Annotated in this window: 18 protein-coding genes; 8 read left to right on the plus strand and 10 right to left on the minus strand. The window is 45.4% G+C overall.

Annotation, left to right across the window (positions count from 1 at the left end):
• Window positions 1-93: 93 nt before the first annotated feature.
• Together QT987_RS23345 and QT987_RS23350 are read left to right on the plus strand one after the other, a co-directional pair.
• Complete coding sequence (locus QT987_RS23345) at window positions 94-756, plus strand: DUF2834 domain-containing protein (protein ID WP_333244929.1); 663 nt, start codon at window positions 94-96, stop codon at window positions 754-756.
• 229 nt (window positions 757-985) lie between these two features.
• A complete protein-coding gene (locus QT987_RS23350; RefSeq protein ID WP_333244932.1) occupies window positions 986-1,738 on the plus strand; it encodes a gamma-glutamyl-gamma-aminobutyrate hydrolase family protein in 753 nt (250 codons plus the stop codon).
• A gap of 4 nt (window positions 1,739-1,742) precedes the next feature.
• On the opposite strand, the gene QT987_RS23355 is transcribed toward QT987_RS23350, so the two are convergent.
• The 9 genes from QT987_RS23355 to QT987_RS23395 all read right to left on the minus strand — a co-directional run bounded on the left by QT987_RS23355 (window position 1,743) and on the right by QT987_RS23395 (window position 7,356).
• Window positions 1,743-1,931 (minus strand): CPXCG motif-containing cysteine-rich protein, encoded by a 189-nt coding sequence (locus QT987_RS23355; protein ID WP_006635525.1) that lies wholly within the window; start codon window positions 1,929-1,931, stop codon window positions 1,743-1,745.
• Complete coding sequence (locus QT987_RS23360; protein ID WP_333244935.1) at window positions 1,915-2,376, minus strand: SRPBCC family protein; 462 nt, start codon at window positions 2,374-2,376, stop codon at window positions 1,915-1,917. The genes QT987_RS23355 and QT987_RS23360 overlap by 17 nt, the downstream gene beginning before the upstream one ends.
• 13 nt (window positions 2,377-2,389) lie before the next feature.
• Complete coding sequence (locus tag QT987_RS23365) at window positions 2,390-2,743, minus strand: transcriptional regulator (protein WP_333244937.1); 354 nt, start codon at window positions 2,741-2,743, stop codon at window positions 2,390-2,392.
• Window positions 2,744-2,747: 4 nt separating this feature from the next.
• The gene (locus QT987_RS23370) at window positions 2,748-3,077 is read right to left on the minus strand and encodes a type II toxin-antitoxin system RelE/ParE family toxin (protein WP_333244940.1); all 330 of its coding nucleotides are present in this window, start codon (window positions 3,075-3,077) and stop codon (window positions 2,748-2,750) included.
• A gap of 41 nt (window positions 3,078-3,118) precedes the next feature.
• Window positions 3,119-3,532, minus strand: coding sequence for a transcriptional regulator (locus tag QT987_RS23375; protein ID WP_333244942.1), 414 nt, complete (start codon window positions 3,530-3,532; stop codon window positions 3,119-3,121).
• Window positions 3,507-3,815, minus strand: a complete 309-nt coding sequence (locus QT987_RS23380) for a type II toxin-antitoxin system HigB family toxin (RefSeq protein ID WP_333133871.1) — start codon at window positions 3,813-3,815, stop codon at window positions 3,507-3,509. The genes QT987_RS23375 and QT987_RS23380 overlap by 26 nt, the downstream gene beginning before the upstream one ends.
• 22 nt (window positions 3,816-3,837) lie before the next feature.
• Window positions 3,838-5,493 (minus strand): radical SAM protein, encoded by a 1,656-nt coding sequence (locus QT987_RS23385; protein ID WP_333244945.1) that lies wholly within the window; start codon window positions 5,491-5,493, stop codon window positions 3,838-3,840.
• A 573-nt stretch (window positions 5,494-6,066) separates the two neighbouring features.
• Window positions 6,067-6,579 (minus strand): signal peptidase II, encoded by a 513-nt coding sequence (lspA, locus tag QT987_RS23390; RefSeq protein WP_333244948.1) that lies wholly within the window; start codon window positions 6,577-6,579, stop codon window positions 6,067-6,069.
• 198 nt (window positions 6,580-6,777) lie between these two features.
• On the minus strand, window positions 6,778-7,356 hold the full coding sequence (locus QT987_RS23395; RefSeq protein WP_333244950.1) for a biotin transporter BioY: 579 nt from the start codon (window positions 7,354-7,356) through the stop codon (window positions 6,778-6,780).
• 476 nt (window positions 7,357-7,832) lie between these two features.
• Here QT987_RS23395 and pstS point away from each other — a divergent pair, with 476 nt between their 5' ends.
• From pstS to pstB, 4 genes are all read left to right on the plus strand, one after another.
• Complete coding sequence (gene pstS / locus QT987_RS23400) at window positions 7,833-9,008, plus strand: phosphate ABC transporter substrate-binding protein PstS (protein ID WP_333244954.1); 1,176 nt, start codon at window positions 7,833-7,835, stop codon at window positions 9,006-9,008.
• 325 nt (window positions 9,009-9,333) lie between these two features.
• Entirely contained in the window at window positions 9,334-10,290 is a 957-nt protein-coding gene (gene pstC / locus QT987_RS23405) for a phosphate ABC transporter permease subunit PstC (RefSeq protein WP_333244957.1), read from the plus strand.
• Between the two features lie 34 nt (window positions 10,291-10,324).
• A complete protein-coding gene (gene pstA, locus QT987_RS23410) occupies window positions 10,325-11,221 on the plus strand; it encodes a phosphate ABC transporter permease PstA (RefSeq protein WP_333244960.1) in 897 nt (298 codons plus the stop codon).
• Between the two features lie 137 nt (window positions 11,222-11,358).
• Window positions 11,359-12,159, plus strand: a complete 801-nt coding sequence (gene pstB, locus QT987_RS23415) for a phosphate ABC transporter ATP-binding protein PstB (RefSeq protein WP_333244973.1) — start codon at window positions 11,359-11,361, stop codon at window positions 12,157-12,159.
• Window positions 12,160-12,390: 231 nt separating this feature from the next.
• Here the strand turns inward: pstB and QT987_RS30045 are convergent, their stop codons facing one another.
• Complete coding sequence (locus tag QT987_RS30045; protein WP_445242989.1) at window positions 12,391-12,654, minus strand: NblA/ycf18 family protein; 264 nt, start codon at window positions 12,652-12,654, stop codon at window positions 12,391-12,393.
• A 135-nt stretch (window positions 12,655-12,789) separates the two neighbouring features.
• Between QT987_RS30045 and QT987_RS23425 the strand changes: the two genes are divergently transcribed.
• Window positions 12,790-13,386, plus strand: a complete 597-nt coding sequence (locus tag QT987_RS23425) for a phycobiliprotein lyase (protein WP_333244964.1) — start codon at window positions 12,790-12,792, stop codon at window positions 13,384-13,386.
• A 262-nt stretch (window positions 13,387-13,648) separates the two neighbouring features.
• Entirely contained in the window at window positions 13,649-14,407 is a 759-nt protein-coding gene (locus tag QT987_RS23430; protein ID WP_333244967.1) for a phycobilisome rod-core linker polypeptide, read from the plus strand.
• The last annotated feature ends 354 nt before the right edge of the window (window positions 14,408-14,761 follow it).

The following is a 14,761-nucleotide window of genomic DNA, read 5'->3' on the forward strand; positions in this document are numbered from 1 at the left end:
CGTTCTCTGCGTCCTCTGCGGTAAAGAAAAAAAGTATTATTCAAAAACCCTTTAAGCTTGCTATAGTAATATCAGAAGTCAGAAAAACTAACTATGTTCATAAAAATTGGATTTGGGCTGCTTTGGATTGCATTTATCACCTACGCCTTTGTATTTGCACCACCCGACAGCCCAGAAAAAACCATCACACTAATTACCAATATTTCCACAGGCAAAATAGCAGACATCAACCCTTTAATTGTAGCGTTATTCAACCTCATGGGAGTCTGGCCGCTCATCTACAGTTGCGTCTTATTTGCTGACGGCAGGGGCCAGAAAATACCTGCATGGTTATTTGCCACTTTATCCTTTGGCGTCGGCGCCGTTGCCTTGCTGCCTTATTTAGCCCTGCGCGAACCTAATCCAGAATTTCCCGGTCAAAAAAATATCTTTTTAAAGATATTAGACTCCCGTTTTACTGGATTTTTCTTAACATTAGCTGCTGTTGGTTTAGTTGCCTTTGGCTTGACAAACGGCGATTGGTCTGATTTTATTGGGCAGTGGCAAACCAGCCGTTTTATCCATGTAATGAGTTTAGACTTTTGTATGCTTGGCCTACTATTTCCTGCCTTATTAGGAGACGATATGACCCGCCGAGGAATGCAGAGTTCTACAGCATTTTGGGCAGTAACATTAGTGCCGCTGTTCGGGCCGTTGGCTTATCTGTGTACGCGCAAACCGCTGCCGGAAACTAATACTAAAACTGTTACAAATTAGACAGCCGTGTAGGAAATTCTTAGTTTAATCTAGGAATCAATTACAATAAATCAGACAAGAAACAGGCAAGATGCCTGTTCCACAATAAGTAAGTTTATGGTGGGTGGGCTTCTAGCCGGCCCAAAGAAACAGGCAAGATGCCTGTTCCACAATGAGTAAATATTCTTGTGGGGTGGGCTTCTAGCCCGCCCGCACCTTCCACAATTAATTATCTCCCGCCCTGTAGCAAATGAAAAAATTTCCTATCGTTGGCATCACAACATACAACCGCTGTCCAGCAGGCGAATATCGCTTAAATGGAACTTATATTGATGCAGTTCAGGCGGCTGGTGGCATTCCGATTTTACTGCCGCCCAATCAATTAGATCCGGCTAGTATTTTGGATGCAGTAGATGGGTTGATTTTTTCCGGGGGCGGAGATATCAACCCAGAACTTTATGGCGGTTATGTCGATCGCACAGTTTACTCGGTTAATGCAGAACGCGACAATTTTGAATTAAGCTTAGCAAAGCTAGCTTTGAAGGCTGACATACCTGTGTTGGGGATTTGCCGGGGTATGCAAATCCTGAACGTAGCCAGCGGTGGCAGTTTGGTGATTCACGTACCCGATGCTTACGGAGACAAGGTTAATCACGGATCGGGAATTCCCCCGCGTGCGATCGAGCATACCATTGAAATTGAACCCAACAGTCGGCTAGCAAAAATTATGGGAAAAACTTCAACAACAGTTGTTTCCTGGCATCATCAAGCAGTGCGAAAGGTAACATCCGATTGGCGAATTGTAGCCGATGCACCTGACACTTTGGTAGAAGCAATGGAGCACTGCTATCACCCTTGGATGATAGCAATTCAATGGCACCCAGAAATGTCGCCAAACTGTTCGGTAAACTCTCGAATTTTTCAGGCCTTCGTAGAAGCAGCCGCTTCAAGATTTATGAATTCTACCAAGTCAGCATCAAAGGCAATTCCGACCTTTTTATAGTCACTTATTCTTGATAGTCAGTATCTATTTCAATATCCAGGGTATCTTCATCTATTCTGACATAAAGAACATTCGGGCGACAGCAAACCTGACAATCTTCGATATAAGATTGTTCCATACCACCGCTGATATCAACAAAAGTTGTACTCGGTTCGCCGCAGAAAGCACAGTAATATTCAGCCGTTGTTTGCATTTTTCTCGCACTCTCTTTTTGTGACTTCGTGGCGGTAGCGAAACATATCTGTTAACCGCATTTCCACCCACCAACCTAACAACAAATCGACAATTGGGCCGCCCGGTATCGAAAATGCGATCGCATCTGTTAATCTAGTTTTGCCATTTTCTGAGGTAAACTCGTGTCGGTGAGTCCAACTTGCCATCGGCCCCTCAGTTTGTTCATCAACAAACAAGCGATATTGTTCGCACTGAGTGTGAGTCGCCACCCATTTTACAGGAATCGGCCCCAATAACAGGCGAAATTCTGATACAGCACCCACATCAAGTCCCCCTTCGCGGCGAATGATTTTCACCGGTTGCCAAGGCGGAGTCAAAAGTTGCAGAATGTCGGGCCTTTCGTGAAAGTTCCATACTGCTTCAACGGTGGCATTAATTAAGGAGGAATATCGAAAATTAGGCATTTTCTAGATTCAGTTAAACAGTTATTTGCGATCGCGTTTCCGCATTTGCAGTATTATCCTCTGTCTCAGTAGAAACAGCAACTGTTAGTTTCAATCCCAAAGCATTCAGCCAAGTGCCCAGATTATAAATCGCATCACTTCCTTGCTGCGACAGCAATTCATCCAGTTTTTTTAAGTGCAATTCATATTGTTCAGGAGTCATTTTTGGTTGACCGAGAGCTTCTGCTACATCGCTGAGAGCTCGTTTTAGCAGTTCAGCTTCCGGCTCTTCCTCCTCTAATGTCGCCGTTATATAGGCGGCTGACAATGCCGGGTTTTTTCTCAGAGATTCAATCAAAAACGGATGATAAGGTAGGCTTTTAGGCATTGTCTTAACTCCTATAATCTGTCCAGTATTCTTTAGCTTGGCGGATATCTCTGTCTTGAGTGCTTTTATCGCCTCCGCAGATGAGAATCACAATTGTCATTGCTATTTGTCCAAAATAGATTCGGTAGCCTGGCCCATAATTGATTTTGAGTTCGCATACGCCTTCCCCCACGGAGCGATAGTCTCCTAAATTACCATCAGCAATTCGGTTAAGCCTAGATATAATCTTGGCTTGAGCATTGATATCTCTCAGCGAATCAAACCACTGATCGAAAGGCACTTTGTTATCTGGCGTAGTATAACGCTGAATGTCTTTCGGTTGGACTTCGGGCATAATTATATTATAGTGCGTCACTCATCCCAGTATCCTGGCAATTAATTATACTCAAGAAATGCCACAGGGGAAAGATGGAAAAACTTAGCTAACTTGTGAATTTGACCCGCCGTCAGTTCCCGCTTTCCATTCATCACCTCAGATACCCAAGACTCGGATTCAAAAATATCAACCAAATCTTTTTCTTGAATATTGTCTTCAACCATCAATGCTTTCAGTAGTGCGATACCTTTCAAGACTGGCATTGGCTCATGTTTTTGTTCGTAATCATAAACAAGACTACCCAACACGTTTAAGTAATCCCGATCGTCCTGCGTGAGATTTCTCCGACTCACAATAGAATCAATCCGATTTTGTGTAGCGATTAACTCAGCTTCACAAGTAATGGGACGCGGTGGAAAAGTTGTGATTATCTCAATATAGTAGCTACTAGGAGTTTTCAAACCAGTCGTCATTTTTCCAGTTCTCCTTATTATATTCTGCATGAGTTAAAACACAGCGGACAAACACTATCTGGTATTCATAATCGATAAAAGCAATTAACCGATAGTTATTGCCACCAATATTAAATACCGTAAAGTTACCTACTAAGTCAGCCGAAGGAAATACTTTACGAATATCTACTAAACTTTGCCATTCAGCATCACAACTACGCTGATACCATAGCAACAGACTTGTTTCAGCATTGGGGTGTGTTTCCCAAAATTCTTTTAGTCGTTTTCGGCTAATGACACGCATGAGACTATTATAATCTAATTTACTAAACGCGACTTAGTGAATTCTCACATTCTTGATTTGGCTGTCGTGTTGTATGAGTCATCGCCTCAGCCAAATGCTTCTTCAAAGTCGCCTCCGGTAGCGGCCCTTTTAAATGACTCCAAGGCAAAACCTGATCCAATTCCCACTCTTGAAAAACATAAAAATCCATCTCCGGCAACTGTCCCCGCAACTCCTTAAATGCTCGCCGATAACTGCCCAAAGTATCGCCGTAATGCCGCACTAATTCCAACAGCCGAGACAACCGCCGATCGCCCTTTGACAACAAACCCTGAATCACAGACCAGTTATAGCTTTCAGGTCTAAATTCTAAACCCAACTTCCGCAATTCTTTATCTAAAAACTTCAGCCTCTTCTCCGCATCTTTATTCACTCCAAACCACTGAAAAGGAGTGTGAGATTTCGGGACAAAAGTGCTGCATCCCAGAGTCAACCGCAAACCGGGAACAGCTTTTCTAATCGCCCGCATCATCGCCACCGTTTCCTCTAAATCCTCCATTTCTTCGCCGGGAATTCCCGCCATCCCGTAAAGTTTAATTCCCTTTAATCCGCCAGCCTTAGCATTGATAGCAGCTTGAATAATTTCGTCATTTGTGAGTTTTTTGTTAACGATTTTGCGGAGGCGATCGCTCCCGCTTTCCACGGCAATCGTCACAGATTTGCTGTCTCTGTTGGTCAATATTTCTGCTAGCTTAACTGTCACCGTATTCGTCCTTACCGAAGAAAGACTCAACCGCACGCCGTCGTATTTCGGATGATTCAAATGATCCAGCAACGCTTCAAATTCCGGGTGCTGAGTCACCGAAGCACCCAACAAACCCAAACGATTAGTTACAGCTAAACCCCGATCGATCGCCGGAATTAACGAATCCTCCAAACTCGCAGTTCTAAACGGCAAAGTCAGATAACTTGCCAAACAAAAACGGCACATTTCTGGACAACTACGAACCACTTCCACCATGTAAATATTTTCCCAAGCAGCTTTTTCTGTCACCACAGTGGAAGCAGATAAAGTATTGCCGCGGTACGTCTGTTTTTCAACCATACTGGGAATTCCCGAATCGACAGGCTGAATCGATTTAATCCCCTCAGCCGCATCCAGATAAGTTACTTCGTACAAACTGGGGACGTAAACTCCCGGAACTTGGGCTAAATGCCGCAATTTAGTTTGTCTGTCGGCGCTACGGACTTCTTTATAAGCATCAATAAAATTGTCAATGAGATGTTCGCCATCTCCCAGCAAAATCACATCAAAAAAATCGGCAAAAGGTTCTGGATTCGCAGTAAAAACCGGGCCACCCCCGAAGACTATCGGATGATTATCAGTTCGTTTTGACGCCCAAATCGGAATTTCTAGAGATTCCAATAAATTGAGAATATTTACATAGTCTAGTTCCCAAGACAGCGAAAATCCCAGTAATTCTGGATGTCGGGGAAGTTGTTCGCGGATATCTGTAAATAAGCGGCCCACTTCAATATCCGATCGCACAGCCAAAGTGGCCCACACTATCTGATAGCCGAGACTGGTAATACCCACCGTGTACTCGTTGGGAAAAGCAAAAATAGTCGGGATAGCATCAGCATCGGGGGTTGCTGGGGCAAATAGTAAGCGTTCTTGGGCAAATGGATTAGGATTCATCCGATTTTAGATTTTAGATTTTAGATTTTAGATTAAGCTGTTGTGCATTTAAATAGAATGTCAAAAAACAATCTAATTCTTGTGGGGTGGGCGTCTCGCCCGCCCTGAATATGCAATTTAAATGCGTGACAGCTTAGGGAATTTATCCCACGGATAAATCCGGGAGTTTGTGACCAAATTGCTTTTGATCGCGGGCAAGTTTAGCCTTAGCAATAAAAAATCTAATTATAGCTCATAAATGACTCTAACCTGAAGTTGACACCTGTACCTTCTGGTAACAGACAACTGACAAATGACCGAAAACAATTGGTTGCGAGGCCGCCGGATTCATCAGCGGATAAGGAATGAGAATCAAATAACTTCCACTCTTGAAAGTGGGATGGGCGTCCCGCCCGGCCTGTTTGGACGGGCGGGACGGCCATCCCACAAGAACAATTAAAATTGTAAGTTATTTAATTCGCGAGCCTAAGCAAAAAAAGCTCGGCATCCCATAAACCTGAGAACGGTACAGCCCGTGGGTGGTTAATCGAAAATCGAAAATCGAAAATCGAAAATCGATTGACTTGCCCAAAGTTAGTCTGAAATAGAATCGCGATCGTCCTGACTTTTCGGAGTCGGCGGTGCACTGTGAAAAGTTGCAATCAGCAAACAGATAATCCCAGCATTAATAAACACATCGGCTAGATTAAATACGGGGAACCGAATGAGCCGAAAATCGATAAAATCTACAACATGGCCCGAAACAAATCGATCGATCCCATTCCCTAGTGCTCCCCCCAAAATCAAACCGTATCCAGCTTGTTCCCAGCGGTTTATTCGCGGCCCGAACCAAGCCAGCACCATCAATCCCACACTAACGGCCAAAGACAGCCACCGCAACCAAATCGCCCCGCCATTGCTGAACAGACTAAAAGCCGCACCGGTATTAACAACATAAGTGAAGTGAAACACTCCGGGTAACAGCGGCTGCGTCTGCGGAGGAACCGTCAATTCAAAATTTTGCACCACCCAAAACTTAGCCAGGTGGTCTAAAACTAAACTGATAACAGCAGCAACCCAGAACAAAGGATTTCTTTTAAAACGCATGAATTAAGCAATAGAAAATGGGGCATCGGGCATGAGAGAATTTACTCCAATCTCACGTGTCATTATGAGCAGAATGCAGTGCAGGAAAGCAATCCCAGCCGCAGCGCGATGACTCTCTCGTTGGGCAATGTATAGTATAACCTTATTTGACACAACAACCAATCCCCGATTACCAATTCCCAATTCCCAATTACCCAATCAATAAAACATCAAGCGGCGCAAAGTAAATGACAACACTGCGATCGCACAAACTACCGCCAATTGTCCCGGCAGAGGATAAACCGAATATTTAAGAATCTCATCAAATAAAGGTGTTTTTTTTGCCGGAGGCAGCAAGTAAGTAAAAATTAGATAAATTAAGCCGATCGCGTGAACAGTGAACAAACCACACAAACAGCTAAAAGCCATAGATTCCAGTCGCGAAGCTACCTTAAAAGCCACCCAGCCACACACCCAAGCACCAGGAACAAAACCCAGCAAATACCCAAAACTCGCTTCTTTGAGATAGCCAATGCCGCCGCCTTGAGAAAAAACTGGCCACAAAGTTAATCCTAATGCCAAATAGGCAATTTGCGAGAGAGCCGCAGCATTTTTCCCCCCCATGCAGCCTACTAGCAAGACGGCGCCAATTTGATAGGTAACACCTAAAGAGTAGGCCTGAAGTCCTCGATCGTCCCACAACCCAATGGGAATTGTGACAGATGCAGGCAAAAAAGTGCCTCCTATCGTCAGGAGCAAACCAATAACAGCCCAGATTAATTCAATAGGAGCAGGCATTATAGCAGAAGAAAGAAGGAAGACCGAAGTTGCAATCGACCGTTTATGTTTGTGCAATTAAGAACGTCCTAACCGTCAGGGCGGTTGCTATATCATCAAACGGCATTCGTCAGAATGTATTTGTCAGATGCAAGCTTCTATGCCCGCAGCTTTTAAATCCTTAATACTAGCACTACTGTCAAAATAACCACCATTGTATGGTTTTCTGGCTCTCAAGCCTCGATCTTGTGATAATTTAATGGGGAATTTTTCGCGATCCTCTTCGAGGGCTTCGCTAACGGGCGATCGACTGGTTTCCGTACAAATCTATCTTGCCTATATCTCATGAAATCACAATTGTCAAGATCATCTCTTAATTAATAATATTAATTAATATTAAATTGCCATTAAATGTAAAGATTCTTAACCCAAGCTTTACTTTTGCGCGCTATGCTGATGCGGGACACCCATATAACGATCGCAGCTTTTGTATACCTATGCTTTTTCGTCTTAACTTGATTAATCCAAACCGTCTGACTACTGCAATTTCCGGTATGGCGATCGCCCTCAGTGTAGCAGCTTGCAGCAGCCCAAGCACAACAACAGGCAGCAGCCCCAGCCCCGGCGACACCGCAGCTAGCCCCGTTGCAGCCACCGGCACAGCACCAAACACCAAACTCGCCCTAGCCTCAAACTTAGCCCTGACGGGTGCCGGCGCGTCATTTCCAGCACCCCTGTACCAGCGCTGGTTTCAAGATTTCAACACAGCCAATCCCAAATTACAGATCAATTATCAATCAGTAGGCAGCGGCGCCGGAGTCGAACAGTTTACCAAAGGTACGGTAGACTTTGGAGCCAGCGACACCGCCATGAGTGACGAGGAAATTGGGAAGGTGCCCGCCGACAGAGGCGTGCTCTTGCTGCCGATGTCGGCTGGTAGTATCGTGATCGCCTACAACCTGCCAGACGTACCCGAACTGAAGTTGCCAAGAGCCGTTTACACAGATATCTTCTTGGGGAACATCACCAAGTGGAACGACCCCAAAATTGCAGCAGCTAACCCGGGTGCTAAACTGCCCGACCAAAATATCACAGTTGTACACCGTTCTGACGGCAGTGGTACGACAGACGTATTCACAAAACACCTCAGCGCCATCAGTCCAGAATGGAAAGAAAAAGTAGGGGAAGGCAAGACAGTAGAGTGGCCTTCTGCCGGTAAGATTGGTGGCAAGGGGAATGAAGGTGTGACAGCTTCTATTCAACAAACCGTTGGCGCTATAGGCTACATTGAGTACGGCTACGCAAAGAACAACAATATCAAGTTTGCGGCCCTGGAGAATAAAGCCGGCAATTTTGTAGTCTACAACGACGCAGCGGGGGCCAAAACCCTTGAAGCAGTGGTACTACCGGAGAATCTCCGGGCGTTCATTCCCGATCCGGAAGGGGCAGAGTCCTATCCTATTGTTAGCTACACTTGGATGCTCATCCCCAAAACAGTTGCTGACCCCAACAAAGCCAAATCAATCGAAGCTATGATTGAATACGGCTTGAATGAAGGTCAAAAGGTCAGCCCTGAATTGGGCTACGTTCCTCTGCCCCAAAACGTTAAAGAAAAAGTAGCAGCGGCCGCCGACGGCATCAGCCCCGACTACAAAATTGAGGTTGCCAAATAGTAATTGTTGACTGTTGACTGTTGACTGTTGACTGTTGGAAAAAAGGGGAAAGAAAAAAGCAAGAGAGATATTTGTGTAGGGGCGGGTTCACCGACAATAATTGCCTAAAATCAATAATCCGATCGACCCGCCCCACCCAACGGTAAATCGCCATTTACCTCTTTCAAAATACAATGGTCAGGTTTTACCAAAAATAATTGTTGAAAAGTCAGGGGATTAATAAACCCGCCCCTCTTTGATTTTATTTATGGTCTTTCTTTCTGCTTCCTTCTAGCTTTTTCCGAAACAGACTATTTTCCGCTACTATATATTTGGTTTTTTTTCTATGATTTCAGACAATCACAGCGCTCAATCACAGAGCAGATCGCGCTCTGGGGCAGAAAAGTCTTTAGACGAAGGCTTTATCTGGCTGACTCGGATTTTGGGTATAGGAGTTGGTGTAATATTGCTGCTAATCGCGCTCACCGTTGCTTATCGGGCTTTACCGGCGATTCAACAGTACGGTTTGGGATTTCTATTTGGCAGTAGCTGGAATCCGGTTAAGGAAGAGTACGGTGCGCTGCCAATGATTTACGGGACGATCGTCAGTTCGGCGATCGCGCTCCTAATTGCTGTACCATTAGGAGTAGGGACTGCCATCTTCTTGAGTGAAGATTTTTTGCCGCTGCCAGTGCGTACAGCTTTAGTTTTTTTAGTAGAACTTTTAGCCGCCATTCCCAGCGTAGTCTACGGTTTGTGGGGAATTGCTGTATTGATTCCCCTGATTACCACTCTCGGCAGGTTTCTCAACAGCACTTTCGGATGGCTGCCGATTTTTAGCACCCCGCCAGTGGGCCCGGGAATGTTACCAGCCGGAGTAATTTTGGGAGTCATGACTTTGCCCATTATTACTGCTATCTCCCGCGACTCTTTGGCAAGTCTCCCGCCCGAATTACGGCAAGCATCTCTGGGTTTAGGAGCTACTCGCTGGACAACAATTTTTAGAGTGCTCGTACCGGCGGCTTTTTCCGGCATTGTCGGCGGAATTATGCTTGGGCTCGGTCGCGCTATGGGAGAAACAATGGCTGCAACTCTGTTAATTGGCAATTCCAATCAGTTAAGTCTTTCTGTGCTAGCTCCAGCAAATACTATTGCTTCTTTGATGGCAAATCAATTTGCGGAAGCTTCGGGATTGCAAGTAGCAGCTCTGATGTACACGGGCCTAATTCTGTTTATTCTGACACTGATTGTTAATATTTTGGCAGAGTGGATTGTTTCTCAAGTCAGAGCGAAGTACAACTAAAAGTTGGCCGCAGTTTCCCATACAGTGTTGATTTATGTCAAATATCTCATCGGAAGATCACAATCCTTATGCCTCGAATACAGGCAGTTTGAAGAAGGTTAAAGGCACTCCGCAATCGCTGTTCAATATCGCGATGACGGGACTAGCAGGAGCCTGTTTGGCAATTAGTCTTTTGCCTTTGTTTGCAGTGCTTTCTTACGTCATCGTTCAAGGTTTCAATCGCCTGAATCTAGACTTGTTTACCAAGCTGCCACCGGCGCCCGGACTATCGGGAGGCGGTATTGCTAATGCAATTGTCGGTACATTGATGACGGTGGGAATTGCTTCTTTAATTGCTGTTCCTTTTGGTGTATTGGCAGCCGTTTATTTATCGGAATTCAGCAGCGGCCAAATCGCTCGCTGGGTGCGGTTTGCTACTAATGTCCTCAGTGGCGTTCCTTCGATTATTGCCGGGGTATTTGCCTACGGTTTGTTCGTGGTAAATATGGGAGGTTTTTCGGCAATTGCAGGAGGCGCGGCGCTGGCTGTGCTGATGTTGCCGACGATTGTGCGGACTACTGACGAAGCTCTACAAATCGTCCCGCAAGATATTAGATGGGCGTCGGTTGGTGTGGGTGCTTCTAATTATCAGACGGTATTGCAGGTGGTTTTGCCTGCGGCAATTCCGGCTATTTTAACGGGCGTGACGCTGGCAATTGCTCGCGCTGCTGGAGAAACTGCTCCTTTGATTTTTACGGCGCTGAATTCGCCTTTTTGGCCGGCTGGATTTGATAAGCCAACTCCGAGTCTTTCGGTTTTGGTGTACAACTTTGCAACGGTTCCTTTTAAGGCACAGAAAGAATTGGCCTGGGCGGCATCTTTGATTTTGGTGATTATGGTTTTGCTGACGAGTATTCTTTCTCGCTGGGCTACTCGCCAAAAAGTTTATTGAAGGAAGAAGGGCACGACACGGATTTGGACACCGATACACGGATGAATTTAACTGTTTTTCCTTTCGTCTCCTACTTTCTGTGTCTCCCAGTCTCGCCTTCTTGTTATTTTGTAAAATTCGATTGGATAATTAGCAGTATGATGATGGATTTAGACCAGCAAACGGAAACAATTTTACGGACAGAAAATATCAATATTTTTTACGGCGCTTTTCACGCGGTTAAAAATGTTTGTATGGAGATTCCTAAAAATCGCATTACTGCTTTGATTGGGCCGTCTGGCTGCGGTAAAAGTACAATTCTGCGATGTTTTAACCGCCTCAACGATTTAGTTAACGGTTTTCGTTTAGAGGGTAGAATTGATTACTACGATCAAAATCTTTACGCTCCTGATATTGATGCTGTAGAGGTGCGCCGCAAGATTGGGATGGTATTCCAAAAGCCGAATCCTTTCCCGAAGTCGATTTATGACAATATTGCTTACGGTGCGAGGGTAAACAATTATAAGGGGGATATGGATGAGCTGGTGGAAAAATCGCTCCGCCAAGCTTATTTGTGGGATGAAGTGAAGGATAAGTTGAAGCAAAGCGGTTTTTCTCTTTCGGGTGGCCAGCAGCAGCGTTTGTGTATTGCTAGGGCGATCGCGATTAATCCTGATGTAGTGTTAATGGATGAACCTTGCGCTTCTCTTGACCCGATTTCTACGATTAAGATTGAGGAGTTGATGCGGGAACTTAAGGAGAAGTATACGATTGTGATCGTTACTCACAATATGCAGCAGGCTTCTAGGGTTTCTGACCTGACTGCTTTTTTCAATGCTAAACTTTCTGACGATGGGAAGCGGTTTGGCTATCTTGTGGAGTGTGACAAGACTGAGATAATTTTCCAAAGTCCGAAAGAAGAGTCTACTTTAGATTATGTCAGCGGTCGTTTTGGTTGAGTCCCCGACAGGTTGAAACCTGTCGCTACACAAACGAAGTTTGTTTCTAAGAGATTAAAAATATTTAATTTGCTGAGTCTGGTAGCGACAAAAAAAACTGCGTAAAACTTTCCTGAATTGAGAATCCCGCTTTCTTGGAGAAAGCGGGATTCTGCGTTTTATGATTAAAAGCTCGATCGTACTTTTTGCAGATACAAGCCACTGATTGTTGTGAAGAAATGCTCGAAGAGTTCACATATTCTTCATCCAATGCTTGAACAGGTTTTCTTTTACCATACTTTGCCGCATAACTTCGAGCAAGTATTCCTGAGCTTGGTCTTGGCTTAACCTTTTGACTTCTTCGCGCAGCACTTGAAGTTTGAACTGCTGTTCCATGCTGAGGTTGGTTGTAGGCATATCCATAAATCGCTCCTCCAGTTTGCTGAGATTAATGCGAAATTGATCGGAATGACCTTTCGCAGGATTTGTTGTGTCTCCTACATTGTAAACTATCATAACATTCCCTTGACAATATGTCCAAAGTAGACATTTTGAAACTAATTTGTGTCGCAAAAGTACATCAAAGTGAGGGGAGCCTTATCATAAAAAGGCGTAAAGACAGGGAAGCCTAAGCCAAAGGAGCTAGTTCGTATGGATGCCATGGAGTTTTTTCAAAGCAGTGCTGGGGAGTGGCGTTCTCAGCGCAGCACTCACCACCTCGCTTTCCGCCAAGCGGAGATTGGGGATTCAAATATTCAGGTAACAGCCCTAGCTGCGGATGACGCGCGAGTCGCCGATATTTGCAAGATGCACGAAGTCGATCCGAGCCGGGCTGCTGGGGGGGCTTTTGTGACTTGGCACGGCTCGATGGCGTGGGATAAGGATGATGAGAATCATAAAGGGTCTACGGTGTTCGCGATCGTCCCCGATCCTGAAAATCCCCGACAGGGCTTGATGTTGCGCGAACGGGGCTATGCGGAAATTGTGCCGGTGGCTGGCCGTTTTGAGATGGATGACGAGGATGGGCTGCTGCTGATTACCGAATACGAGACGATGAGTTCGATCGAGCGTTTTTGGTTTGCTAATCCGAACGTGCGGATGCGGACAAGTACCGTAAAGCGCTTTGGCGGTTTCAGCACATCGACTTTTTGTACCGAAATTCGGGTGCAACCAGACTCGGATGCAACATCAGAAGCAGCCGCCGATCAAGTGGCCGGCAGCGAGTTTTATTCGGCTCTGGGTTGGTAATTTATTTGACTGTGAACGGTTGACTGTTTATGGTTGACTGTTTACGGTTGACTAAAATCTGCCAACTGCCAACTGCCCACTGCCAACTGCCAACTGCCCACTGACAACAGTCAACAAATGTTACAGATTGTTGCAAAAATTCAGGAAAATCAGATTTAGATTGCGGGAATCCCCTAATCTGTATGTTGGTTAGTTGTATCCGTTTTGCTGGCAGCTCACGGTGTCAACTATTTCTGAAATTTGAGATAACGGAGATTTTAACGTGGCGCTTCCTTTATTAAGCTACGCCCCCAAGAGCCAAAACCAGCGCGTTGCTGGTTATGAAGTGGGCGGCGACGAGCAGCCGAGAATTTTCACAACTGAAAATGTGCTCTCGTCTGGAGACATGGAAAATTTGATTTGGGCTGGATATCGCCAGATTTACAGCGAACACCAAATCCTCAAGAGCAACCGCCAAAAGTCTTTGGAGTCGCAACTCAAGTTCGGCCAAATTACTGTGCGGGACTTTATTCGCGGTTTGGCGACTTCTTCTCCTTTCTTGGAGCGGAATTATCAAACTAACAGCAATTACCGATTTGTAGAAATGTGCGTGCAGCGCATTTTGGGTCGGGATGTGTACAGCGAGCGCGAAAAGATTGCTTGGTCGATCGTCGTAGCCAATAAGGGGCCTCAAGGCTTTATTGACGAGTTGGTCAATAGCGAAGAGTACCTGGATAAGTTCGGTTATGACACAATACCTTACCAGCAGCGCCGAATTTTGCCTCAGCGAGTTGGAGGAGACACTCCTTTCAACTTGAAGACGCCCCGCTACAGCGAATACCACCGTTCGCAGCTTGGCTTCCCGCAAATCATCTGGCAAACAAGTGTCCGCCGTTTTGTTCCTCAAGAACAGCAGCCGAAAGCTGGCGATCCGTCGAACTATTTGGGTATGGCGCGCAATATGCCCATGCCTGCTACTCCGCCCCAGCGCGTGCCTCTGGCTAATATCAATATCGACACGATGGTTCCCCGTCGCCGGTAATTGATGCTGCCCTGATGCGATTATTTGTGTCGGGCGATCGACTGAATCGATCGGCTTTTAGGCTGAGAGAGTTTTGAGTCTTGAGTTTTGAGGTTTGAGTTTTTTGATAAACTTGGAATCCAAAACTCAGGGCTCATAATTTTTGGGGAAAAAAGGAAGTTCGGCAACGAGCAATCTACAGGATTTAACCGATAAATATTAGACTTGAATTGAAGCTATTCTTTGCTCTCCTATCTTGAAATGTATCTGCGTTCCTCTGCGTGCATCTGCCTTCATCGGATCGCGAATTAAATAACTTACAATTTTAATTGTTATTGTGGGATGGGCGTCCCGCCCGTCCTTTTTGGACGGGCG

The sequence above is a fragment of the Microcoleus sp. SVA1B4 genome, from assembly GCF_036700545.1.
Classification (GTDB): domain Bacteria; phylum Cyanobacteriota; class Cyanobacteriia; order Cyanobacteriales; family Microcoleaceae; genus Microcoleus.